25 protein-coding genes are annotated in these 23,104 nt (G+C 53.5%); 5 read left to right on the forward strand and 20 right to left on the reverse strand.

The annotated features are described in order from the left end of the window. Window positions 1–56: 56 nt before the first annotated feature. Window positions 57–884, forward strand: coding sequence for a glucosaminidase domain-containing protein (locus tag HC757_RS01905; RefSeq protein ID WP_169562558.1), 828 nt, complete (start codon window positions 57–59; stop codon window positions 882–884). Further along, entirely contained in the window at window positions 862–1,482 is a 621-nt protein-coding gene (locus HC757_RS01910; RefSeq protein ID WP_169562559.1) for a DUF2987 domain-containing protein, read from the forward strand. The genes HC757_RS01905 and HC757_RS01910 overlap by 23 nt, the downstream gene beginning before the upstream one ends. Window positions 1,483–1,605: 123 nt before the next feature. Here HC757_RS01910 and ttcA read toward each other — a convergent pair whose 3' ends face one another. From ttcA to ccoN, 11 genes are all read right to left on the reverse strand, one after another. Then, window positions 1,606–2,550, reverse strand: coding sequence for a tRNA 2-thiocytidine(32) synthetase TtcA (gene ttcA / locus HC757_RS01915; protein ID WP_211164226.1), 945 nt, complete (start codon window positions 2,548–2,550; stop codon window positions 1,606–1,608). 95 nt (window positions 2,551–2,645) lie between these two features. Then, a complete protein-coding gene (gene uspE / locus HC757_RS01920) occupies window positions 2,646–3,578 on the reverse strand; it encodes a universal stress protein UspE (protein ID WP_169562561.1) in 933 nt (310 codons plus the stop codon). A gap of 157 nt (window positions 3,579–3,735) precedes the next feature. Then, complete coding sequence (gene etrA / locus HC757_RS01925; protein WP_169562562.1) at window positions 3,736–4,488, reverse strand: electron transport transcriptional regulator EtrA; 753 nt, start codon at window positions 4,486–4,488, stop codon at window positions 3,736–3,738. Window positions 4,489–4,553: 65 nt separating this feature from the next. After that, window positions 4,554–5,246, reverse strand: a complete 693-nt coding sequence (locus tag HC757_RS01930; protein WP_169562564.1) for an urease accessory protein UreH domain-containing protein — start codon at window positions 5,244–5,246, stop codon at window positions 4,554–4,556. Beyond that, a complete protein-coding gene (gene ccoS, locus HC757_RS01935; protein WP_169562566.1) occupies window positions 5,243–5,467 on the reverse strand; it encodes a cbb3-type cytochrome oxidase assembly protein CcoS in 225 nt (74 codons plus the stop codon). The genes HC757_RS01930 and ccoS overlap by 4 nt, the downstream gene beginning before the upstream one ends. Next, the gene (locus HC757_RS01940) at window positions 5,464–7,926 is read right to left on the reverse strand and encodes a heavy metal translocating P-type ATPase (RefSeq protein WP_169562567.1); all 2,463 of its coding nucleotides are present in this window, start codon (window positions 7,924–7,926) and stop codon (window positions 5,464–5,466) included. The genes ccoS and HC757_RS01940 overlap by 4 nt, the downstream gene beginning before the upstream one ends. A gap of 7 nt (window positions 7,927–7,933) precedes the next feature. Further along, complete coding sequence (locus HC757_RS01945; RefSeq protein ID WP_169562569.1) at window positions 7,934–8,413, reverse strand: FixH family protein; 480 nt, start codon at window positions 8,411–8,413, stop codon at window positions 7,934–7,936. Window positions 8,414–8,521: 108 nt separating this feature from the next. After that, the gene (gene ccoP / locus HC757_RS01950) at window positions 8,522–9,478 is read right to left on the reverse strand and encodes a cytochrome-c oxidase, cbb3-type subunit III (protein ID WP_169562571.1); all 957 of its coding nucleotides are present in this window, start codon (window positions 9,476–9,478) and stop codon (window positions 8,522–8,524) included. Next, on the reverse strand, window positions 9,478–9,654 hold the full coding sequence (locus HC757_RS01955) for a cbb3-type cytochrome oxidase subunit 3 (protein ID WP_169562573.1): 177 nt from the start codon (window positions 9,652–9,654) through the stop codon (window positions 9,478–9,480). Before HC757_RS01955 ends, ccoP begins: the two co-directional genes overlap by 1 nt. 12 nt (window positions 9,655–9,666) lie before the next feature. Next, window positions 9,667–10,293: a cytochrome-c oxidase, cbb3-type subunit II gene (gene ccoO, locus HC757_RS01960; RefSeq protein WP_169562575.1), complete on the reverse strand. Its 627-nt coding sequence runs from the start codon at window positions 10,291–10,293 to the stop codon at window positions 9,667–9,669. A gap of 12 nt (window positions 10,294–10,305) precedes the next feature. Then, window positions 10,306–11,742, reverse strand: coding sequence for a cytochrome-c oxidase, cbb3-type subunit I (gene ccoN / locus HC757_RS01965; protein ID WP_169562576.1), 1,437 nt, complete (start codon window positions 11,740–11,742; stop codon window positions 10,306–10,308). Window positions 11,743–11,967: 225 nt separating this feature from the next. Between ccoN and HC757_RS01970 the strand changes: the two genes are divergently transcribed. The 3 genes from HC757_RS01970 to HC757_RS01980 all read left to right on the forward strand — a co-directional run bounded on the left by HC757_RS01970 (window position 11,968) and on the right by HC757_RS01980 (window position 15,342). Then, window positions 11,968–12,465, forward strand: coding sequence for a hypothetical protein (locus HC757_RS01970; protein ID WP_169562578.1), 498 nt, complete (start codon window positions 11,968–11,970; stop codon window positions 12,463–12,465). A 709-nt stretch (window positions 12,466–13,174) separates the two neighbouring features. Further along, entirely contained in the window at window positions 13,175–14,467 is a 1,293-nt protein-coding gene (locus HC757_RS01975; RefSeq protein ID WP_169562580.1) for a tyrosine-type recombinase/integrase, read from the forward strand. A gap of 572 nt (window positions 14,468–15,039) precedes the next feature. Next, complete coding sequence (locus tag HC757_RS01980) at window positions 15,040–15,342, forward strand: hypothetical protein (RefSeq protein WP_169562582.1); 303 nt, start codon at window positions 15,040–15,042, stop codon at window positions 15,340–15,342. A gap of 641 nt (window positions 15,343–15,983) precedes the next feature. Here the strand turns inward: HC757_RS01980 and HC757_RS01985 are convergent. The 9 genes from HC757_RS01985 to HC757_RS02025 all read right to left on the reverse strand — a co-directional run bounded on the left by HC757_RS01985 (window position 15,984) and on the right by HC757_RS02025 (window position 23,065). Beyond that, complete coding sequence (locus HC757_RS01985; RefSeq protein ID WP_169562583.1) at window positions 15,984–16,553, reverse strand: pyridoxamine 5'-phosphate oxidase family protein; 570 nt, start codon at window positions 16,551–16,553, stop codon at window positions 15,984–15,986. A 705-nt stretch (window positions 16,554–17,258) separates the two neighbouring features. Continuing rightward, window positions 17,259–17,492: a hypothetical protein gene (locus HC757_RS01990; protein WP_169562585.1), complete on the reverse strand. Its 234-nt coding sequence runs from the start codon at window positions 17,490–17,492 to the stop codon at window positions 17,259–17,261. Continuing rightward, window positions 17,489–17,866 (reverse strand): Tse2 family ADP-ribosyltransferase toxin, encoded by a 378-nt coding sequence (locus HC757_RS01995; RefSeq protein WP_169562587.1) that lies wholly within the window; start codon window positions 17,864–17,866, stop codon window positions 17,489–17,491. Before HC757_RS01995 ends, HC757_RS01990 begins: the two co-directional genes overlap by 4 nt. 229 nt (window positions 17,867–18,095) lie before the next feature. Next, window positions 18,096–18,689 carry a hypothetical protein gene (locus HC757_RS02000; RefSeq protein ID WP_169562589.1) on the reverse strand — a complete coding sequence of 198 codons (594 nt, stop codon included), beginning with the start codon at window positions 18,687–18,689 and terminating at the stop codon, window positions 18,096–18,098. Window positions 18,690–18,854: 165 nt separating this feature from the next. Beyond that, on the reverse strand, window positions 18,855–19,529 hold the full coding sequence (locus HC757_RS02005) for an SCO family protein (RefSeq protein WP_169562591.1): 675 nt from the start codon (window positions 19,527–19,529) through the stop codon (window positions 18,855–18,857). Between the two features lie 57 nt (window positions 19,530–19,586). After that, entirely contained in the window at window positions 19,587–19,907 is a 321-nt protein-coding gene (locus HC757_RS02010) for a cytochrome C oxidase subunit IV family protein (protein ID WP_169562593.1), read from the reverse strand. An 8-nt stretch (window positions 19,908–19,915) separates the two neighbouring features. Next, window positions 19,916–20,593, reverse strand: a complete 678-nt coding sequence (locus HC757_RS02015) for a heme-copper oxidase subunit III family protein (protein WP_169562594.1) — start codon at window positions 20,591–20,593, stop codon at window positions 19,916–19,918. A gap of 8 nt (window positions 20,594–20,601) precedes the next feature. Then, complete coding sequence (locus tag HC757_RS02020) at window positions 20,602–21,282, reverse strand: cytochrome c oxidase subunit 3 (RefSeq protein ID WP_169562596.1); 681 nt, start codon at window positions 21,280–21,282, stop codon at window positions 20,602–20,604. Continuing rightward, window positions 21,266–23,065 carry a cytochrome c oxidase subunit I gene (locus HC757_RS02025; RefSeq protein ID WP_169562598.1) on the reverse strand — a complete coding sequence of 600 codons (1,800 nt, stop codon included), beginning with the start codon at window positions 23,063–23,065 and terminating at the stop codon, window positions 21,266–21,268. Before HC757_RS02025 ends, HC757_RS02020 begins: the two co-directional genes overlap by 17 nt. Between the last annotated feature and the right edge of the window lie 39 nt (window positions 23,066–23,104).

Below are 23,104 nucleotides of genomic sequence, written 5' to 3' on the forward strand. Positions count from 1 at the left end.
CGGCCGATGCGCCGGCTCAATGCATGGAGTCTGTGGCTATAAAGAAGGATAAGTATTTGAAAATTGGAAGAATAGGCTCCTTTACACTGGCACTCGCAATAGTGATCTGTGCTGTTTTCTCGTTGCGGGTGTGGTTGATCCCTGCCGACAACAAACCCGACACGACCGTCGCGCTCATCACCAAGAACAGGCCCAATCCCGGATTAATGCCGGATTTTTCGGCCATAAATGATGTCGCCGCCAAGAAACAGGCGTTCTTCGACTTCCTAAGGCCGACCGTCAGGCAACAAAATGCCATCATTGCCGACGAGCGGCGTTTCCTCGAGTCTAGCTTGGCCAATCTGGAGAACGCGCATCCGCTGACCGAGGCCGAAGAGTTCAGGATCCGCAAAATTGCCGCCAAATACCAGTACAGCAGCAAATTCTACGATGCCAAGACGCTGACGCGCTTGCTCAAGCGGGTCGATATCATCCCCGAGGCCATGGTATTGATCCAGGCCGCCAATGAGACGGGGTGGGGCAGTTCACGCTTCGCCAGGGAAGGACTGAATTTCTTCGGCCAATGGTGTTTCAGCAGCGGCTGCGGTCTGGTACCTTTGTCGCGCAACGACAACATGAACCATGAGGTGAAAGTGTTTAACACGGTCGAAGCGTCGGTGGCCTCTTACATGCGCAATTTGAATTCGAACGCCGCTTATTCACTGTTCCGCTCTATTCGTGCCGATCTCAGATCCCAGAATATAGAACCGGAAGCTGAACAGCTTATCTATGGCCTGGTCAATTACTCCGAGCGGCAAGAGGCTTACGTAGATGAGCTGCTCGATATGTTACGTCACAATGAACAATTCCTGGTGGATACCCATGCACAAACCCCTGCTGCTTAGTTTACTCCTGCTGTCGGCGACGGCCGGCGCCGCCGAAGTTTCCCTCGGCTATGGTGATTTTTATGGTCGATTGAAAACGGTCAACAAGGGCCATTATCAATTGGTTGAGCTTGCCTTCAGTGTGCCCAAGACGGCCGGGTGCCGCCTGCTCGGCGGCAACATAGCCACAGAGTCGGTTCAATACCCACTCACCTATACCGAAGACCAGCGGCTGTTTATTCCCTTCGATGATGCACTCAAGACGGAGCGGGCCTTGGTCAAGCTCGACATAGAAGGTGACGCCAAAGACTGTGGCATAGCGGTGCAGCTCAGGACCAAGCAGACTCAGACTGATTATTCCCAGGCAGAGTTAATCCAGATAAGGCAAGAGATGGACAACTTGCTCGATGCGATGCAAGGGTTTCCCATGCGTTATTTCCGCGCCCCTATCACGGGACTCAATTTCGAGTTCGCCGCTGAGGCTCCCGTGACCGTGACCCTAGACGGCGTGCGCACCGAGACTCGGGGGAGTTTTCAATTGAGCTTGCAAGCCCTGAACGAGCTCAAGAGCCTGAGCTTCAACCTGATCCCCAAGGTCGTCAGTCCTTGGGTACAATGATAAATATGCCCGGGTATCATAAGCTGCTGTCAACGGACGGTTGCTGAACCCGGGCACAAACAAAAAAATCGGCATTGCCGATTTTTTTGTTTCATCTAGTTAGCCGGGGTTGAGGCAAAGGCCTCAAGGCTGATAGCTGTTGACTATGTCGATGCGCTGGGCCGCATCCAGGTCGATATGGCCATTGTTGGCGATATCTAGGAAGTCGAATGCCGGCAGATCCGCTTCGGCGACGTCACCCTTCATGGGCGCATCCGGGTTACGTTGCAAATCGACAAAGTTGAACTGTTCCCTGTCGACGCCCTGTGACGGCGCGGTATTCTGCATGGCGGTGAATATGGTTTCGATACGCCCGGGATAATGCTTATCCCATTGCTTGAGCATGTCTTTCACTGCGGCCCGCTTCAGGTTCTCTTGCGAGCCACACAAGTTACAGGGAATGATGGGGAATTCCTTCAACTGGGCATATTCGGCAATGTCTTTCTCTCTGCAATAGGCCAGAGGGCGGATCACCATGTTGGCACCATCATCCGACAAGAGTTTCGGCGGCATGGCCTTCATCTTGCCTCCGAAAAACATGTTCAGAAACAAGGTTTCTATTATGTCATCCCTGTGGTGACCCAAGGCTATCTTGGTCGCGCCTATGCGCTGGGCGAAGCCGTATAGGGTACCGCGGCGCAGGCGTGAGCAGAGGGAACAGGTGGTCTTGCCCTCGGGGATCTTGTCCTTCACTATCGAATAGGTGTCTTTTTCGAGTATGTGATAGGGCACATTGAGCTTATCCAGATAGGCGGGCAGCACATGCTCAGGAAAGCCAGGCTGCTTCTGATCCAGGTTGACGGCTATGATATCGAACCGGATGGGGGCCCGCTGTTGCAGGTTCATCAGAATGTCGAGCATGGCATAACTGTCTTTACCGCCAGACAGGCAGACCATGATCTTATCGCCTTCCTCAATCATATTGTAATCAGCGATGGCACTGCCGACTTCACGACGCAGGCGTTTCTGCAATTTATTGAGACGGGTCACTTGTTTCTTACTGATTTCTTCCGATAAAGCTTCTGACATAACTTCCGACATTAGAATAGACGCCCATTAACACACAGTTTCAGGGCGCGTATTATTCCAGCTAACAGACTCTGGGTAAAGGTTAAGGTGTAAGATCAGGACTCATCCAAGGGGGATTTGTAGTCATCCGGCTTGATTGCCAACAAGTCGCAGGTCAGGCTGTCGATCACATGCTCGGCCGTGTTGCCGATCAGGGCGGCGGAAAAGCCGGTACGGCCGACTGTGCCCAGGATGACCAGCTCGGCGTCCAGTTGCTCGGCGAGCTCAGGGATCACATCTTCGGGTAAGCCTTCCTTGACGTGGCACTGGTTGATGGGAATACCGTATTCGTTGGCCAGATAGTTGACCCTGAGCTCGTGCTGCATGCGGATGGCTTCGTTGTAGCTGTGGGCGTCGAAATCCGGTAACTCGATTGCCAGGTTCACCGGGGTGCCGGGAAAACCATTGACCAGATGAACCTGGCCGGCAAATTTTTCGGCCAGGGCCTTGCCGTGTTCTATGATCTTGCCGTTGAGCGCCTGGTGGCTTTCGTCTTCGGTTGAGACATTGACGGCACAGAGGATCTTGCCGGCAACCGGCCAGTCATGTTCCTTGACCATCAGCACGGGAACCGGGGATTTGCGCAGCAGATGCCAGTCGGTTGGGGTGAAGATCACCGCCTTGAGCTTACCGTGATGATGGGTGCCTTTGACGATGAGATCGTACTGTTCGGCTATGACCTGGTTGATCACACTCTCGAAGGGACGGTTATGCCATACCACCTGGGTGTTAATCTCCAGACCTCTGTCCTTATAGGCGGCAACCACGTCCAGTAGCCAAGCGTTGCGCTGGTCTATGACCCCCTGGCGCATGGCTTCCCTTTCTTGGCTGGAGAGAATCGAGGTCATTTCGTAGGAAAAATCAAAAATAGACAAGAATACGGTGATCTTGGCCTGGCTCTTGGTGGCTAACTCCACCGCCCGGGCCAGTGCAACCTGATGCTCGGCAGTAGGGTCGGCGACCACCAGTATTTTTTGAAAGTCCTTCATGGAAATGCTCCTAATGTAGTTTGTTAACACTATATTGAGCTTATGCCTATGATTTGCTTTGTGCTAGATCAATTTGCACTTAACTACATGTAGAGGACTTATTTTGGCTGCCGGCCCATTAGCGGCTAAGGGCCGGCGGTGAATTCGATGTGGACTGTTAGCGGGCGATCCTGGCATTGCCGGCCAACTCGGCCAGTGCCGGCGCATCGGTAATGATGATGTATTTGCCATTCACTTCGATAAAATTCGATTTCTGGAAGCGTCCGAGCAAGCGGCTGATGGTTTCGACCGTCAGGCCCAGGTAGTTGCCTATGTCGCCCCGAGTCATGGTGAGGCGGAATTCTTTGGCGGAAAAACCTCGGCTGCCGAACCTGAACGCCAGGTTGCTGATAAAGGCCGCCAGTCGTTCTTCGGCATTTTTCTTGCTCAGCAGCAAGATCATTTCCTGGTCGCTCATGATCTCATTACTCATCAGGCGCATGATCTGCTGGCGCAATTTCGGCATGCTGCCAGATAAGTCATCCAGGGTCTCGAAGGGGATCTCACACACCATGGCGGTTTCCAATGCCTGGGCGAAACTCTGGTGGGTGTGGGCATGAATGCCGTCGAAGCCGATGACGTCGCCGGCCAGATGAAAGCCTGTGATCTGTTCGTCGCCTTGCTCTGTGATGGTAAAACTCTTCACAGTGCCGGCGCGTATGGCAAACAGAGACTTGAGCGGATCCCCCGACTTGAAGATCAGCTCTCCCTTCTGGATAGGCTTCTTGCGCTCGATAATATCATCCAGTTTGTCCAGTTCCCCGGCATCCAGGGTAAAGGGAATACACAGGGTGCTCATGCTGCAGTCATGGCAATGAATGGCGCAACCGCCGGAGGCTGTACGTGGTTTATTGTTCTGAACTATAGACATTTTCATACCCGTAACGAGATGTTATCGCTCATGTTAAAACAATTATCCCGCCAGGGCCAGTCGTGTCAGTCGAGTTGTGCCAGCGCGATAACCAAGGTTTGTACACCAAAGGCGACAAGCAGCAGGCCGCTGGCCAGTCTGACGGCCCGTTTCTGCACCCAGTTTGCCAGGGTTCTGGCGGCGATCCCTGCGCTGAGCAGGGCCGGCAGGGTACCCAGGCCGAAGGCCAGCATGATCAAGGCGCCGGTTAACGCCGACCCCGAGGCCACAGACCAGGTAAGAGTGCTGTAGACCAGGCCGCAGGGCAGCCAACCCCACAGGAGACCGGCCACCAGGGCCTGACGCCTGCGTTGCAGCGGCAGCACCTTCTGCGCCAAGGGCTTGATGTGGGGCCAAATGAGCTGGCCGACTTTCTCTATTTGTACTACGCCGCCCCAGATCTTGGCGATATACAGCCCTGTGGCTATCATCATCAAGCCGGCAAGCACCCTGAGCACCAACAGATAGGTGTCGATATCGAACAGCTGTCCCAGGGCCGCCGCCGAGCCGCCGACCAAGGCGCCGGCCAGGCTGTAACTCAAGATCCGTCCCAGATTGTAACTGAGCAAGAAACCCAGTTGATGGGCCAGGGCATTGCCCGAGCTAGCTTTGGGCAACTGGGTCGAGAAGGCGCCCACCAGGCCGCCACACATGCCGAAACAATGGGCGGCGCCCATCAGTCCCACCAGAAATGCCCCTGTCACATTGTATTCTATCACCCCTTGTTCACCTCAGAGGCTGTGGTTTGGGGGGCTGCCGCTTTGGCTGACGCCGGCTCGAGCGGGTTGACGGCCTTGGGGGCATCTTCATCGAACAAGATAGACATGCTCTGACGTTCGAGATCGTCAAATTGTTCAGACTTGACCGCCCAGAAGAAGACGCCGATACCAATTATCACGAAAATCATCGCAATGGGGATCAACACATAAATAATGCTCATAGACGTATCCTAAGTAACCTGAGACTGTTGCTGACGACGATAAGTGAGCTGGCCGACATGCCGATGGCGGCAATATAGGGGGGCACTTGGCCCGTGACCGCCAAGGGCAGAATCAGCAGATTGTACCCCAATGCCCAGAGCAGGTTTTGACGGATAATGCGGGTCGTGAACTGGGCGACGTCGAGTGCCTGGGTAAAACGGCTCAGATGATCGCCAAGCAGGATCAGATCCGCACTGTTCTTGGCAATGGCGGTGCCGCTGCCCATGGCGATCGAGATGTCGGCGCCGGCCAACACAGGGGCGTCGTTGATGCCATCGCCAAACATGGCCACAGTGTGCTCTTGCTGCAGGCGTTTTACCAGCGCCAGTTTATCTGCCGGGCTCAGGCCGGCATGCACCTGGTCTATGCCCAGACTCGCGGCCAGTTGCTGTACATGCGCCGAGTTGTCACCGCTGGCAATGCTGACCTGGCAACCACGGCGCTTGAGCGCCGCTACCGTACTCTTGCTGTCGGGACGCACTGTGTCGGCTATCTCGAATGTGGCTATCAGCCGGCTGGCGTCGGCCAGAAAGACAGTCTGATACTCTTGTGACTGGTACTCTTGTGACAGAGAAGCCTGTGATTGAGTAGCCTGTGACTTATGTAGCTGGGGCGAAGCGCCGGGGGATTGTGCCGCCGAGGCCATGCAAAAGTCGGCCTTGCCTATGCGGTAAGACACGCCGGCAATCTTGCCTGCTATCCCCTGGCCTACCTCATGATGCACCTGAGTCACTGTCAGGGCGTTATCCCTGTGGGGGACAAACACCTGGGCGATGGGATGCAGGGAGCCTGCCTCGAGCGCGGCGGCGATCGCCAGCACCTCGGGCTCGCCGAGCTCGGCCAACAGGGTGACACCTTGCAGCGACAGGCTGCCGCAGGTGAGGGTGCCTGTCTTGTCGAATACCACATGGGTGATGGTCGGCAACTTCTCAAATACCCCGGCCTTGCGGGTGATGATCCCCAGACGGGTGAAGATGGCATTGGCGCAGGTAACGGCCGTCGGTGTCGCCAATGCCAAGGCGCAGGGGCAGGTGGCGACCAACACGGACAGGGTAACCCAGAAGGCATCTTCGGGCGCCAGCTGGTGCCAGACGAGGTAGGTGAGGGCGGCGATGCTGAGCACTGTGGCGGAAAAATAGCGCGCCAGTTTGTCGACCAACAGGGCGATGCCTGGCTTGGTGGCGGCCGCCAGCTCCTGCAGGCGAATGATTTCGGCCACCAATTGATCTTGCCCCAGGGCGGTGACGCGCACTTCCAGGGGTTGCTCCAGGTTGATGGTGCCGGCATATACCTTGTCCTGGCTGCGTTTCTCAATCGGCAGCTGTTCACCCGTGAGCATGGCCTCGTTGATACTCGAGTGACCGGCACGGATCTCACCATCGGCGGCAATGGCTTCACCCGGTTTGACCAGAATGATATCGCCGACTTTCAACTTCTTGGCCGGAATGGCCTCCAAGCCCGTGGCCGTCATCAGATGGGCAGTCAAAGGCACCAGTTTATGCAGGTTACTCGAGCTGACCGAAGCGCTCTGGCGGGCATTTTGTTCGAAATAACGCCCGAGCAAGAGGAAGAAGGTAAACATGGACACGGATTCGAAATAGACTTCCCCCGTGCCGTTGAGGGTGGCGATGCCGCTGGCAATATAGGCGCCGCAAATCGCAATGGAGACGGACACATCCATGTTCAGCCGGCCACTGAGCAGGCTGCGGATGGCGCTGAAGTAGAAGGGCTGCGCCGAGTAGAAGACCACGGGGGCGGCGAACAGCAGGCTGACCCAGCGGAAATAGTCGCGGATCTCGGTATCGAGATCGGTAAAGTAGCCGGTATAGAGTGCCAGGGCGAACATCATCACCTGCATGGTGGCAAAGCCTGCCAACCCCAGGCGCAGCAGAAACTTACGGCTGTTCTGCTTGCTGAGTGTTTCCTGGTCGTCGAGCTGATAGGGCGCAGCCTGGTAACCTATGCGGCTTATCTGCCCGAGAATATCACTGAGTTTAATGAGCTGTTTATCCCAGCTGATCAATGCCCTCTGGGTGGTGGAATTGACCAAGATCTGTTGGACCCCCTTAAGTTGCTTGACCTTATGTTCAATCAACCAGGCGCAGGCGGCGCAGGTTATGCCTTCGATAGACAGAGAGACTGAGTCCATCCCGGCTTCGCTGTGGACGAAGTCCTGCTGTACCTCGGGCAGATCATAACCGCTGAAGGCATTGAGGGCGTCGGGCACCAGCGCGGTCTGGCGGGCACCGGGTTCGGTGCGGAACTTATAATAACTCGTGAGCCCGGCATCCAGGATCGCCTGGGATACCGCCTGGCAACCGGGGCAGCACATGGCCCTGTCATCGTCCTGGATACGGGTAACGAACTGAGTGCCGGTCAATACCGGCTCACCACAGTGAAAACAGCTGACTTGGGTCATGGCCTTCTCAGTTTAACCAGTATTGGGTCGCGTCTTTCAAGTTGAGACGCTTATGGATGCGCCATTTGCTGTCATAGCTTTCCAGTCGCACTTCCCAATTTCCCGCTAGCGGCTTGTCCAGCTGAATATGGTAGACACCCTTGGCGTCGGCGGTGGCCTTGAGCTGGAAGTCTTTCTCGGCCTGGGTCGGATGGTAGAACTGCACGTCCAGTGCTGCCTGGTAGACGGGGCCGCCTTCCTGTGACAGGAGTATCTCTTGGCCCTTCAATTCCATAGAGTATTGCATTCCCAGCTGCTGGGCATACTTGACCTTACGCAGATCCATGTTGATGGCTTTACCATCCTTGTAGTATTCCTCGGCCACCAGGGAGTCTGAATTATCCAAGGCAATTTTCAGGGTGGTTAAACTGGCGACGACGGCACAGGCGGGGAGAATAATTAAGAACCAAGGCCAGAACTGCTTATACCAGGCTTGTTGTTGACTCATGTTCGATACCAATAGTTGTAAGTGGCAGCATTTTACCGTTAATGGGGGGGATTAGCACTTAAAAAAAAGGCCCCGAACAGTCGAGGCCTTTATGTTACTCAAGTGTAACTACTTGTTTGACAAGCTATATACGTAAGCAGCTATCACGTGAACCTTCTCTTCACCGAGAACGTTTTTCCACGCAGGCATCACACCACCACGACCATGGATAATGGTCTCTTCGATGATGCCGCGGCTGCCGCCATATAACCAGATGTTGTCCGCCAAGTTAGGGGCACCCATGAACTTATTGCCCTTGGCGTCCATACCATGACAGGCGAAACACCCCTTCATGAAGGAGGCTTGGCCTTGTGCCGCCTTGGCCGCATCGTGTTCACGACCGGACAAGCTAACGATATACTCAGTCAGGGCTGGAATTTCGCTGTCGGCGATAGGTAAACCACCCTTGGGCGGCATCATGCCGTGACGACCATTCATTATGCTTGTCTTGATGGTTGCCAGGTCACCGCCATAGAGCCAGTCGCTGTCGGTCAGGTTAGGGAAGCCCTTGCTGCCGCGCGCGTCTGAACCATGGCACTGGGCACAGTTTTGCAGGAATAAACGGCCACCGACTTTCAGCGCCTCTTCATTCTTGACCAACTCTTCCAGCGGGGTTGCCGCGTAGGCCGCAAAGATAGGACCAAACTTGTCGTTAGCATGTTTGACTTCTTGGTCATACTGCACCCAACGGCCATCTTTAGTGGCTGACTCGGTAGCGGCCTTCGATTCTGCTATCGACACCACACCCTGGTTGGAACTGCTCCAGCCCAGCAGGCCTTTGTAGTTACCCAAACCCGGATAGAGGGCCAGATAGATCAAACCGAAAACTATCGTGATGTAGAACATATAACTCCACCATTTAGGCAGTGGGTTATTCAGTTCTTCGATGCCGTCAAAGCTATGACCCATCGACTTGCCTTCTTCTACACCCGTGGTGTTCTTGGAACACAACCTGAGCAGAATCAGACAACCGGCGATGACGATCAAACTGAGAACGGAAATCCAAATACTCCAGAAGCTGGTCATTACTTATGCTCTCCTGAGTCCTTAGTAGCCTTGCTGCCTTCTTCATCAGAAAACACAAGGTTAGCCGCTTCGTCGAATTGTTTCTGACGACGCGAGCTGTATGCCCAAGCAAATATACCGACGAAGGTCAGCATTACAATGATGGTAATAATTCCTTGCAATGTGCCGTAATCCATAAATTTGCCTCCTTATTTGAGTGCAAGACCCAAAGACTGCAGGTAAGCGATCAGGGCCTGAAGCTCTGTTTTGCCTTCGACAGCTTTCTGAGCGCCAGCAACTTCTTCATCTGTGTAGAGATCATGTCCCTTGTAACCGCCTTTATGCAGGTTACGCAGTATGGTCATCTTGTCACCTGTCAACTTGCCATCGAGCTTGTTCTCGGCCAACCAGGGGAAACCTGGCATGTTTGACTGAGGCACAACGGCGCGGGGATCTATCAGATGAACTTCATGCCACTTGTCGCTGTAACGCCCACCGACACGTGCCAGATCCGGACCCGTACGCTTGGAACCCCATTGGAAAGGGTGATCCCAAACGGACTCGCCGGCAACTGAGTAGTGACCATAGCGTTCTGTTTCGGCACGCAGCGGACGTATCATCTGACTGTGACAGTTGTAACAACCTTCACGAACATAGATGTCACGGCCTTCGATCTGCAGGGCAGTGTAAGGCTTCAAGCCTTCGACGGGCTCAGTGGTATCTTTCTGGAAAATCAGCGGGGTGATTTCCACCAAGCTACCGAAACTGATAGCGATAACGGTGAAAATCCCTAACAGACCGATGTTTTTCTCGACTATCTCATGATTAAATTTCATCGAGTCTGCTCCTTATGCCGCTTCTGCTTCAGCCAATGCTGGCAGCGTATTATCAGGGGCCTTAACTGTACGGATCACGTTATATGCCATGATCAGCATACCTGTGAGGAAGAAACATCCTCCGATGAAACGTACAAAGTAGAATGGATAAGAGGCTTCCAATCCTTCCACAAAGCTGTAAGTCAGGGTGCCGTCGGCGTTAACCGCGCGCCACATCAGACCTTGCATCACACCCGAGATCCACATGGCAACGATATACAGCACTGTGCCGATAGTCGCTAACCAGAAATGCACATTGACTAACTTAGTGCTGTACATGCGGCCGTGGCCGAAGAGTACCGGGATCAGGTGATACAGAGAACCGATAGAGACCATGGCAACCCAGCCTAGCGCGCCTGAGTGTACGTGGCCTATGGTCCAGTCTGTGTAATGTGACAGGGCGTTAACCGTCTTGATCGCCATCATAGGGCCTTCGAAGGTAGACATACCGTAGAAAGACAGAGAGACAACCAGAAAGCGCAGCACAGGGTCGGTACGCAGTTTATGCCAGGCACCCGACAGGGTCATGATACCGTTGATCATGCCACCCCAAGAAGGTGCGAACAGGATCAGTGACATCACCATACCCAGGGACTGAGTCCAGTCTGGCAGGGCGGTGTAATGCAAGTGGTGTGGACCGGCCCAGATATACAATGCAATCAACGCCCAGAAATGAACGATAGACAGACGGTATGAGTAGACGGGGCGACCGGCTTGTTTAGGCACGAAGTAGTACATCATACCCAGGAAGCCCGCAGTCAGCAGGAAGCCTACCGCGTTGTGGCCATACCACCATTGCACCATGGCATCTACGGCGCCGCCATACACTGAGTATGACTTCCACAGGCTGACCGGAATCGCCATGGAGTTCACTATGTGCAATACGGCCACGGTGATGATGAATCCACCGAAGAACCAGTTAGCCACATAGATATGCGACGTGGTTCGCTTGATGATGGTACCGAAGAACACCACTGCGTAGGAAATCCACACTATGGTGATTGCGATATCTATGGGCCATTCCAGTTCGGCATACTCTTTAGCCTGGGTGATACCCAGAGGTAAAGTGATGGCTGCCGCGAGAATGATGGCTTGCCAGCCCCAGAACGTAAATGCAGCCAATTTGGGTGCAAAGAGTCGGGTTTGACAGGTGCGTTGAACAACATAATAGGATGTGGCAAAAAGGGCTGATGTACCGAACGCGAAGATCACCGCATTGGTATGTAATGGTCGCAGGCGACTATACGTTAACCAAGGTGTATCGAAGTTCAGCTGTGGCCAGATTAACTGAGCCGCAATTAACACACCGACTGACATACCAACAATGCCCCACAGAACTGTGGTTAAGGCAAATTGGCGGACAACGGTGTAATTGTAATCAGCGCCTGTAGGCTGGGAATGGTTCATCATTTGCTTCCACTGCTTATTACTTTTACATATAGTTTTAGTAAAGACGGGCTTTACCTGTTATTTATGGTACAAAAAAGCCACTCAAATAAGTGGTGTTCCTGTGCCAAAGCGATAATCCGTAGGTTCTGGGGTGAGCCTAAGGACGCTTAATAATACTGTAGACCCATGGAAAAAGATACCTGAGAGGCCAATAGAAAGTTGATCTGGATCAAGCGGCTACATAGAATGTTAACACGTTGCCATATAAGGTCATTTTTTGTGCTTAACCGATTTTTTTTGCCGATTTTTTATGCATCATTATTGCTGTCTGCCGGGGGTTGTGACCGGGTTCAAGAAGCGACTGAAAATGCGATCGCCGACACGAAAATAAGCGATCCTTCACTCTGCCAATTTGCCACCGGCAGCTGTCGCAAAAACCTGGACGGGGTCGAATTGCAACTGGCACTATCCCCCGTCGATGCGCCGAGCGAACGGCCGCTGCAGTTGTCGCTGACGGCATCAGAGCCAATAACCTCGGTGCAGGTACGACTCGAAGGCCGCGACATGTTCATGGGGATCATTCCTGTTAAGCTGAAACAAGTGTCCGGGACCCAATACAGTGCCGATGTGATCTACGGCTCCTGCAGCAGTGGCTATATGGTGTGGTCGGCATTCATCAGCTTCGACTATCGGGGGAAGATGCATACCTTGGTGTTTGACTTCCTCGCGGACAATGACGCCTGACCCCGGCGTAAATCTGTTGACGACTTTGCACCTTCCTCATTTATGTCCCCTAACCGGCGCATTCACCCCATGCAGCGCCACTAAATCGCATCGTCGCTATTGATAATTATTCTCATTAAGGTATCTTATTATCTGGGCCGAGGGCAGAGCTTATTTTGAGGATTGATTGTCTGGCCTCATTTTCAGGACTCATTCTGAGGGCTCTTTTCAGGACACGTTTTCAGGGCTCATTTTCAGAGCTTTGTTTTCATGACTCATCTTAAGGGCTTTTTTCAGGGAAAAGGGAGGGCAGCGCGATGCAAACCAGGGTCAACTTAAGCATAGCGGCGGATACACTCGCCAGATTAATTGCCCAGGGACACTTGTGTGCCGCCGATTTTGGTTGTCTCGACGCAGGATCCAAGCGCCAGGTATGGCAGATGTGCCTCAACCACTGTCGGCAGTTGGGAGCATGTGACCTTTGTGGTGCTTGTGAGCATGACCCGGCTCACCGGCGTCATGACACAATCCCTGACAAGAACCCAGGGGCCCATGATACGCAACGTTATCATCACGCCTCCCGCATCGCCTAGCCCGGTTATCCGGGCCGGGCCATGCCAGACTCAGGGGCATAGCCAAAATATGCTTATCGCTCTGGATTATTAAGGGCTATCATATTGAAAATGCTTGCTTATAAATCATGCTATCGCTAAGGCCCATCCATCTTATTATGTCATACCCACCCGTCATGCCGCTGTTCGATACCGTCGACAGCATTCAACTGGGCAACTGCCATGTGAATCAATATCTGACCCAAGTCAGCCTCAATAAGGTGACAGATGCCGGCCTGGTGATGGAGCACGCCACCGACTGGTTGTATGAGCAGCAACACAATGAAAACAACTACAAGGCCTACAGGAGTGAGCTGACGACTTTCCTGCATTGGTGCTTCGATGTTGCCGCCATGTCGCCGACGGCGCTGACCCGCAAGGATATGGGTCGCTACGTGGATTATTGTCGCCAGCCGCCACAAGCGCTCATCGGCTACTTCAACGTGGCCCAGTTCAAAGACGACAAGGAGACCAGGGACAGACGCCCCAATCCCCAATGGCGGCCCTTCGTCGGCAAGAAAATCCTCGGCCAGGAACAGGAGTACAGCCTGAGCGACAATGCTCTCAAGACCAAGATGGCGATCCTTTCTTCCTTTTATAGCTACCTGGTTGGCGAGGAATACTGCGAGCGCAATCCGGCGCAGATCTGGCTCAATCACAGCCGTTTCTCCGGCAAGCGTCAGTTTCGCGCCCCCGACGACGAAGACAACTGCCAGGCATTTACTCAGCTGCAATGGTCCTATGTGATCGCCTGCGTGACGCAGTTGGCCGAGCAGGAGCCGGAACTGCATCAGCGCAGCCTGTTTCTGGTGAAGCTCATCTATTGCTGTTACCTGAGGGTCTCAGATGTCTCGGCCCGCGCCGGTTATGCCCCTGTGATGAGCCAGTTCCGGCAGAATCGCGACACAGGCATCTGGAGCTTTCACATCCCCCAGAGTAAGGGCGGGAAACGCCGCAGCGTCGCCATCTCCAAGGCGCTGCTCGACGGCCTGGTCGAGTACCGTCGCTTCCTCGGCCTGTCCGACTATCCAGCGGCGAACGAACAACAGCCATTATTCGTGCGTCACAGAGCGGCGGGGCGGGGCCGTGATGCCGGGCTGCTGAACGCCAATCTTGGGATTCGGCAGATAAGAGAGGAAATTCAGCAGCTTATTCTGTTGGCGGCCGCTCAGGCCGAAGCCGATGGTTTCGTGCAGGACGCGATAGAAATGCGCAAGCTGACCGCCCACAATCTGCGTCACACGGGGATCACCCACGACATCAACATCAACCGCCGCCCCTTGTCCCATGTGCAGGCCGATGCCGGCCATGAGAGCATAGACACCACTTCGCAATACCTGCATACCAGCCAGATAGAGAGGCACGAGAGCGCCTACGGCAAACCCCTGGATAGGCTGCAGGGGATAGATTGATGGGGGAGGGTGATGACGTAGTATTCTTGATACTGCCGAATGAGCCCAAACGCGAGCTACTATTCGGGCAATAGCGGTGGTTTCAGGCCGTTTTCTCTGGTTTTCCCACTCTGTAGCTGACTGGCGTATGCAATTAGTCAATGGTTCCAGCAATTGATTAAGTGCTTCAATCGAAGGGGGGATGTTATCGAGCCTGTCTTCAATTCACAATATCCAGGGTGCTAAACCAACCCAATTGCGCTTCATCTTGTTGTTCGCCACTCGGATGGTATGTCGATACCAGCTCTATGATAGCAATCAGCCTTGCAGTACAAAGGCTCATATTCTGTCCTCAATGGCTGAAGCGCAATATCAGGCAGCATAGCAAACATTGGATGGTTTGATGCTTGGATGTTCGGGCCAGGATGAATCGTAAATAGCGCCAAATTGGTTGCAGTTGCCATGTTTGGGTTGCTCGGGAAGCGGCATGGGTTAATGCCGATAATGTGACTTATCGGCATCAAGAGGCGGATCGGATTTGCTTGCTATACTCTAGCTCTACACACGCCGGCCTTGGCTAGACGGAGTTGTTTATGGAAACCAGAGAGCAAATGAAAGCAGACAAGCACATTGCCTTGCTCAATCAGGAACTCTACCCGGTCACATTCGAGCGGGATCCCTATGATCCGCTGCGGGAAGACCCGGTTTGCTTCGGTATTGCCTATTGTGGCGGCAATTATCGTCTGGAAATCACCCACAATGCCTGGGTTATCGAGAGTGTATTGTTAGGGCTGCATGTTGAAAAAGCCGCGGCACTGATGAAATCGAACCCGGGAAAAACGGTCGTCTTGGATTCGGTTCCGACTGGCAACGAAGTCAGCATCAAACTCAAGTAGCTATTGCTTCATCAGCTCAAGCCGCTGACAGTTAAAGCCACTGGCAGCCCAAGGTTGCTGGCAGTTCAGAGTTCAGGCTATCAATTTAAATAGCTAATCCATCGGCTGCGATACGATCGGCTTGCTGTCATTTGGCGGTATGTCTGAAGCCGGCCAGCTCTGGAAAGCACATTAGATGGCGAAACTTTTTTATCGAACGTTCCTCGGCGCACAGTTAAACTCATACTTTGTTATCAGAGAAAGTGTTGAAGTGTTGGATTGTAAAATATGGCAACTGAGACCATGGCATGCGCTAGTTGTATGCTTGCCGGGTTTATGGCAGGCTCGGCTAGCGCTAAACAAATGCCAGGTAATCCCGCTAATCCCCAGCATTGTTTAACATAAACATCTTTATGCGCACAATGTATATTATGTTAAATAAGGTTTATGGCTATCGGATAGGCTGCATGCTTGGTGGCCGCTGCCATTCCAGTTGAGACTGTGCCGCATGTGAGATTTTACCCGTACCGGCGCAGCCACTACTCCCTATCCTTGCCATTAGCTTACGCAAGGCTTAATGCCAAGACAGCCCTTTGGTGATTGCTGCAGGACTTTCGGTTTCGACCCGTTTATGAGTTAACCACTTATGCCAGTGTTGCGGTTCAGCTTGCAGCTTCTGTGATGCCACTGCGCTCGGCTATCTCGGTAGCAAAGCCATCGATACTTTGTTGATTCTTGTTAAGCCAGTATTTCTCAATGCCCTCGGAGCCTCGCTTCTCTGACCATTTAGCCAGATCGTCTCTATCGTCTTCGTATGTGAAGTAAGGAACGGCCATGCCGCATGAAGTTTGAACCATGGCAATATCCAATACAAAGACTTGCCGGGCTGCGACACTTTCGGGAAAAAGCCGAGAATATTGCGCCCAATCTGCGTCCCTGGAATGCAACACCTCAGCTTGGCCATAGACACGCAGAATGAGCGGCGAGCCTTCAAATGCACAAAACATGATGGTCATACGCGCATTTTTGAGCACATGGGAAGCAGATTCATTACCACTGCCTGTCAGGTTTAGCCAAGCGATCTTTGTTGGACTGATGACTCGTAATGAATCACCGCCTTTGGGTGACAAGTTCACACTGCCGGTTTCGGCAGCAGTGCCGACGAAGTAGATTTTTTGCTGCTCGATAAATGCTATGTGTTTACTTGAGAGTTCTGAAAATTGCTTTCCCATCGGATTAATCTCCCTATTTTTTGATAAAAGGCATCATGCTCATCTTATTACTTTTGACTCAATACCTCGATTCAGTATCTCCCCACACTAAAGCTGTGAATTTAAACCTAATCTCATTCCCCTGCCCGACCCATTCTATTCATTGACGTGATACGGCGCATATAGTGCATTTCGGAAATGACAGTGCCGCCCACAAGAGTTGGGAGGAAATGGCTCTTGACTAGCATTTGCGATGCTTGGATTTGCCCATTTTGTATCGGTTCCGGTGTGCTATTCACAGGATCTGATCGCATCAGGAGCAGAAGGTTCACCTATTTAGGCAACAACGCCGTTTGGACGTACACAAGGAAACGACTGATGTTGCTCTGGTTTCTGACACTATTTGGCGATACTGTAACCTATTGCGGCACTATCGCCATCAAAGCCAAGCTCCAACTGCGCAAACAAGATTTGTGTTACATCCGGCGTATACCCAAACCCGCTGACTAGTGTCCGCAGAGAATGCAAGGTCAACCGCGACACTTACTCGCCAAAGGCACTTCATCAGGATGTCCTTGCCTGCTTTTTTAATGTCCGGCACGGACACCTTTGTACCTATTGACAGGGAGAATAATATCAACGCTGCCGTAAGGGGTGGCAACAGCAGCTCCGCCATGTCGTAGTTGCCATCCCATGGCGCAAAGCGCCCTTCACGGCCTTGTTAACTTATAACTCGTCTCGCGAAAAATCAGTGATACCTGCTCCGAACTGGCTGATAGCCTTTTCTTTTAGTGGGGTGAGTAACAAGCGCAGTTCAATTAGGTCATTGCCGACATCTGCAATCTCATCTGGATCATCTGAGGTTTCACAGGTTTCGGCCATTTGTAGCTCAAGCGCCATAAGGCCCTCAAGCACGTACTTCAATTCTGATTCTGCAAGTTCAAGCTTGAACTGGCTCATACAATTTTTCCTTCTTTCTTGAACACACGAGATGCTTTCAAAGCCATTTCTTCGAGCAATCCCTTGAACTTATCCACCGGCATGTTCTGAGCGGGAGAAATGCAATAATGGTGAGGCTTATCTTGAACCATTTTTAATCCATGAGGAGGCTGGGTGTTCGGCGGAAACCTCCAAATCCAACCTGTCATAGGAGCGTTGTTGATGCCTTCCCTGTCGAACACGCTGATTCCTTTTCCGTTCGCGATGATAACCTTAATTCCATTTATGATTGTAACATCAACATCGCGAGCTCGAACATTAGATAAACGAGGACTTGAGGCATTTCCCAGACGGAAAAGCTCTTCGGGTAGGATGTAAAATTCCTTTGGATACATAATGATCTCCATATCGTTGATAAAAAAGTTAACGTTTAAGCTAATCAGCAATCAGCCAGGCTGACCCTGTTCTTATACTCAGGAGCCCCAGATTGCCCATGTCTCATGCATTGTTGAAACACAAAGCGAAACAGGCATGGGCCCATCTCCGATGGCTATTTTTTAAAGAATGCTGGGCCCTTAACAACTGTGGGCCCTTGAGAATGGCGGCAATGAATTCTCGTTGTCGCTATTGCGGCATCGGTTGCCAGTCGAAATGACCCGTGAAGGTATTGCACTCTTCCAGGGCTGTGTCGGCCTGGTCGATGTAGATCTGTTGCTCGACCGAGGTGGGATAAGTCAGGTATTCCGAGCAAGTGGCGCTCTGCCCAGTGCCGACCACGACCTTGGTATTGGCTTTCAGGGTGCAGCTGCTCATGCGATCCAGCGGTGACCACTGATAACAGATCTCATACTGCTGGCGATATTGACTCGATGAGCCGGCAGGCACACTGAAGGCCCACCAGTTCCCCATCTTGCTGTTGGGATTGGTGCTGTTCCAGGCACGATACAGGGGGATTTCAGTGTCTTCCTTGACCCGGTAAACCTGGCCCTGGCAGAGCTTGCCTTGATCTGTTTCCCCCAAGGATTGCGCCAACAGCTCGGGGTCGTCGACTGGGATAAACTTATCGGCCAAGGCCGGCGGCAATGCCGTGGTGCCCGGGCATTGAGTGATCTTGTTGGTGTCGGCCATACGGGAGCCATCTGTGCTGCCCGGCGCGTTATAGCTATTGCTGCAACCCGAGAGGAGTATTGCCATTGCGGCGAACGTGAGCTGTTTCATTGGTACCTTCCTTAGTCTAATGAAGAAATAATAAAGTTTATGACCGGCGTCCTGACAAGCTTCAGTGAATCATCTCCAGTAAATAATAACCAGTGAAAATTATCCACTGAAAGTTATTCAGTCAGATTATGGAATACATAGCGGCAATATCAAGGCTTTCCCTTGTCAGCTCTTTCCTGTCTCGGACAGGTAATCCCTGCGCACCGTCAGGTAGTCTTCGAAGAGGCGCTCGAGATCGAAATGGCTCACTCCCAGCGGCGTTTTCAGCGGGGTGAACACCGCCTGCAGCTCGGCCCTGGGGTTGATGAGGTACAAGGTCACCCCATGACTGACCCTGTATTCCTCTGGGCCGGCATTATTCACCCGGATCTGGGCCTTGATACCGAGCGCCTGCTCGAATACCTGCGCCAAGGGCAGCCGCGCCTGGCGAATACCGGTGATCTTGTCGCCGAAGAAAGCCACATACTCGGCCAGTTTGTCCTGGGTATCTCTGTTGGGATCTATGGTATAGAAGAGGAAATTCAGATCTTGGTACCGGCCGAATTTATCCAGCCTATGCCCCAGTTGCGTCAGGGTGAGCAAGGTGGTCGGGCATACGTCCGGGCAATAGGTATAGCCGTACGAGAGTAGATGCCACTTGCCGCGCAGATCCGCCTTGGTATAGGGCCCTTTGCTGTCGCTGACGAGTTCGAAATCCGGTAACGGTTCGGCCGGCACCAGGATGACGCCCGAGTTGAGTCTGGGCACCCTTCTCTGCCCTGCCGTCATGGCCAATACCAGGGCGGCACTGGCTAAAATCAGGGCCAACAACGTCAGGAAAAAACGCGTCTTGTTAGTCATTTATCGATTCCATTGCGGCAAACCAGGCCAGGCAGCGTTCCGTTGGGCCTGGGCGCCTCATGGCGACATGAAGGCGACGACGCGATTGAGGAAGGTATAGTCGCCCTCTATCGCCATCAGGGAGACGAGTACGACTATCGTCAGTGGCGGCATGAAGAGCACTAACTTGAGTGCCAGTCGCTCCCAGGCGACGTGCATGAAGACGGAGATGATCAAGCTGGCCTTGAGCAGCATGAACAGCAAGATCAAGCTCCAGCGCAGTGCGCCATGGAGTTGAAAATAATCCACCAGGTAGGACATGGTGCTGAGCACAAAGAGTATGGCCCAGATCTTGAGGTACAGACTGATAGGATGTTGTTGTCCCAATGCCGGGTTCATAGCTCACCTCACCACAAGTAAAATAGTGCGAAAATAAACACCCACACCAGATCGACGAAGTGCCAGTACAGGCCGGTGATTTCGACTATCTGATAACCCTTGTGCTCATAATGGCCACGCGCTACCCGCCTGGCGATGATCGACAGATAGATCACCCCGGCGCTGACATGCAGGCCATGGAAACCTGTGATCATGAAGAAGGATGAGCCGAACTGGGCGGCCCCCATGGGGTTACCCCAGGGACGGACACCTTCGTCGAGAATGAGCTTGGTCCACTCGAAGGCCTGCATGCCGACAAAGCTGCCCCCCAGGAGCGCCGTCGCCGCCATCAGGTAAACCGTCTTGCGTTTGTCGCCGCGGTAGGCGAAGTTGACCGCCATCGCCATGGTGCCGCTGCTGGTGATCAGTATGAAGGTCATGATGGCAATCAGCACCAGGGGGATGTGGTGCCCGGCTATGTTCAGGGCGAATACCTCACTGGGATTGGGCCAGGTATCCAGGCTCGACATGCGCACATTCATGTAACCCGTCAGAAAGATGCTGAAAATGAAGGTGTCGCTGAGCAGGAAGATCCACATCATCAACTTGCCCCAGGGCATGTCGAAGGCCTGTTTATCCGCCCCCCAATCATGGACAACACCTGACCAGTCGTCGGTTTGTTGAGCCTTATTGTCCTTGACAGTCATGGCGCCTCCTAGAGACCGCAAAAGGCAGCGATCGCCCGATAGGCATCGGCGGGGGCTGCGAGTAGAGTAAAGAGGAATAGCCACAGCAACAACAAGTAGTGCCAGTAGAGGGCACACAGGGAGAGATTTTGTTGCAGCGACGCCAGGTTTGGCCGCTCACCAAACAGGTATATCAGCCGCGCCAGCGCCAGCAATCCCCCGAGGAGGTGCAGTGCATGCACCGCAGTCAGGAGATAGAAGTAGCTGTTGGCCGGGTTGGCGCTGATGGTGAACCCCATGCCACTGAGCTGAAGCCAGACAAGATACTGGCCTATGACGAAGCCGATGGAGCAAATCACGGCAAACCCCAGTGCCAGAACCAGTCCATTGACTCTTTGTCTGGCGGCCTGACGTTTGGCCAGTTCCAGCCCGACACTTGCCAGCAGCAACAGACCAGAGTTGAACCAGAGTTGACTCGGATGGCTCAGTGGCAGCCAGGGCTCGCCGGCCAGCGCCTGGAAATTGGGGAACTGGGAGCGGGAAAGAAAGGTGATGCTGAAGAGGAAGAAGAGCACCGACACTATGGCGATGAAAAATTTCAGCGCCGTCCTGGCGGGAAACCTGAGACTGGTGTCCTCCGCCAGCGCCAGTTCTGCTCCTTCCGGCTGGGCCAGCCAGGGCTTCTCGGTTAATTTATGCAGTAGGTTCATTGTATGGCCCTCCTCTCTCGCCACTCACATCGGCTGCGGCGCGCTCATCCGCCACCAACTCAACGGCCGACTGGGGGCAATTTTGCGGAATGAAATCTGCCTTCACCCCAGGCACGCTGTAGTCATAGGCCCAGCGGTAAACCACAGGCAACTCGGCGCCCCAGTTTCCATGGCCGGGTGGCGTGGTGGCCGTTTGCCACTCCAGCGTGGTCGCATTCCAGGGGTTGTCGCCGGCGGGCTGCCCCCTGAAGATGCTCCAGAGCAGGTTGGCGATAAAGACCAGCTGTGCCAGTCCGACGATCAGCGCCGATACTGTGATGCTGGCATTGAGCGTCTGGGCCGACTCGGGGATATAGTCTGCTCCCATGGCAAAGTAGCGTCTGGGTACCCCTAAAAATCCCAGGTAATGCATGGGCAAATAGATGGCGTAGGTGCCGAGGAAAGTGATCCAGAAATGCAGCTTGCCCAAACTGGTATTCAGGAAGCGGCCGGTGATCTTGGGAAACCAGTGATAGATGGCGGCAAACAATACCATGATAGGCGACACGCCCATCACCATGTGGAAATGGCCGACCACAAAGTAGGTGTCAGACAGGGGCAAGTCAACCACCACATTGCCGAGAAACAGCCCTGTCAGCCCGCCATGGGTGAAGGTGAAGATGAAGCCTATGGCGAACATCATGGGCAGCGTCATGTGGATATTGCCGCGCCACAGGGTCAGCACCCAGTTGTAGACTTTCAGCGCCGTCGGCACGGCGATGATGAGGGTCGTAGTGGCGAAGAAGAAGCCGAAATAGGGATTCATGCCGCTGACATACATGTGATGCGCCCAGACCAGGAAACTCAGGCCGCCGATGGCGACTATGGCCCACACCATCATGCGGTAGCCGAAGATATTTTTTCTGGCATGGGTGGCGATCACATCCGACACCATGCCGAAGGCCGGCAGCGCGACTATGTAAACTTCGGGGTGACCGAAGAACCAGAATAGATGCTGGAATAGTATGGGGCTGCCGCCCTGGTAGCTCAGCGGTTCGCCCAGTGACACCAGGGCAGGCATGAAGAAGCTGGTGCCGACGAGCTTATCCAGCAGCATCATGATGGCGCTCACCAGGAGTGCCGGAAATGCCAGCAGGCCGAGTATGGTGGCGACGAATATCCCCCAGATGGTCAAGGGCATGCGCATCAGAGTCATGCCTTTGGCCCTGGCCTGCAACACAGTGGTGACGTAATTGAGTCCGCCCATGGTGAAGGCGACGATGAATATGCCCAGGGAAGCCAGCATCATTATGATACCCATATCATTCCCCGGAGTGCCTTGCAATATGGATTGCGGCGGGTACAAGGTCCAGCCAGCCCCCGCCGGGCCGCCGGGAACAAAGAAACTGGCCAGCAGCACTATCACGGACAACAAATAGGTCCAGTAGCTGAGCATGTTCAGGTAGGGAAAGACCATGTCCCGGGCGCCGAGCATCAAGGGGATCAGGTAATTACCGAAGCCTCCCAGCAAGAGTGCCGTCAGCAGGTAGATCACCATGATCATCCCATGCATGGTCACAAACTGCAGATAGTCGCTGGGATTGATGAAGGAGAAGCTGTCGGGGAACCCAAGTTGCAGACGCATCATACCCGAGAGGACCAAGGCGATCAGGCCGACGAAGATCGCCGTGCCGGCATACTGGATGGCGATCACCTTATGATCTTGGCTCCAGATATACTTGGTCACGAATGTCGTCGGATGATGCGATTCATCGGGCCGATCGGCAATGGCGGTGTAATTCATCTGAGTCACCTCTAAATCCCATGAAAGCGGCGAATGCCT

It is taken from the genome of Shewanella salipaludis (assembly GCF_012911865.1).
Lineage (GTDB): Bacteria > Pseudomonadota > Gammaproteobacteria > Enterobacterales > Shewanellaceae > Shewanella > Shewanella salipaludis.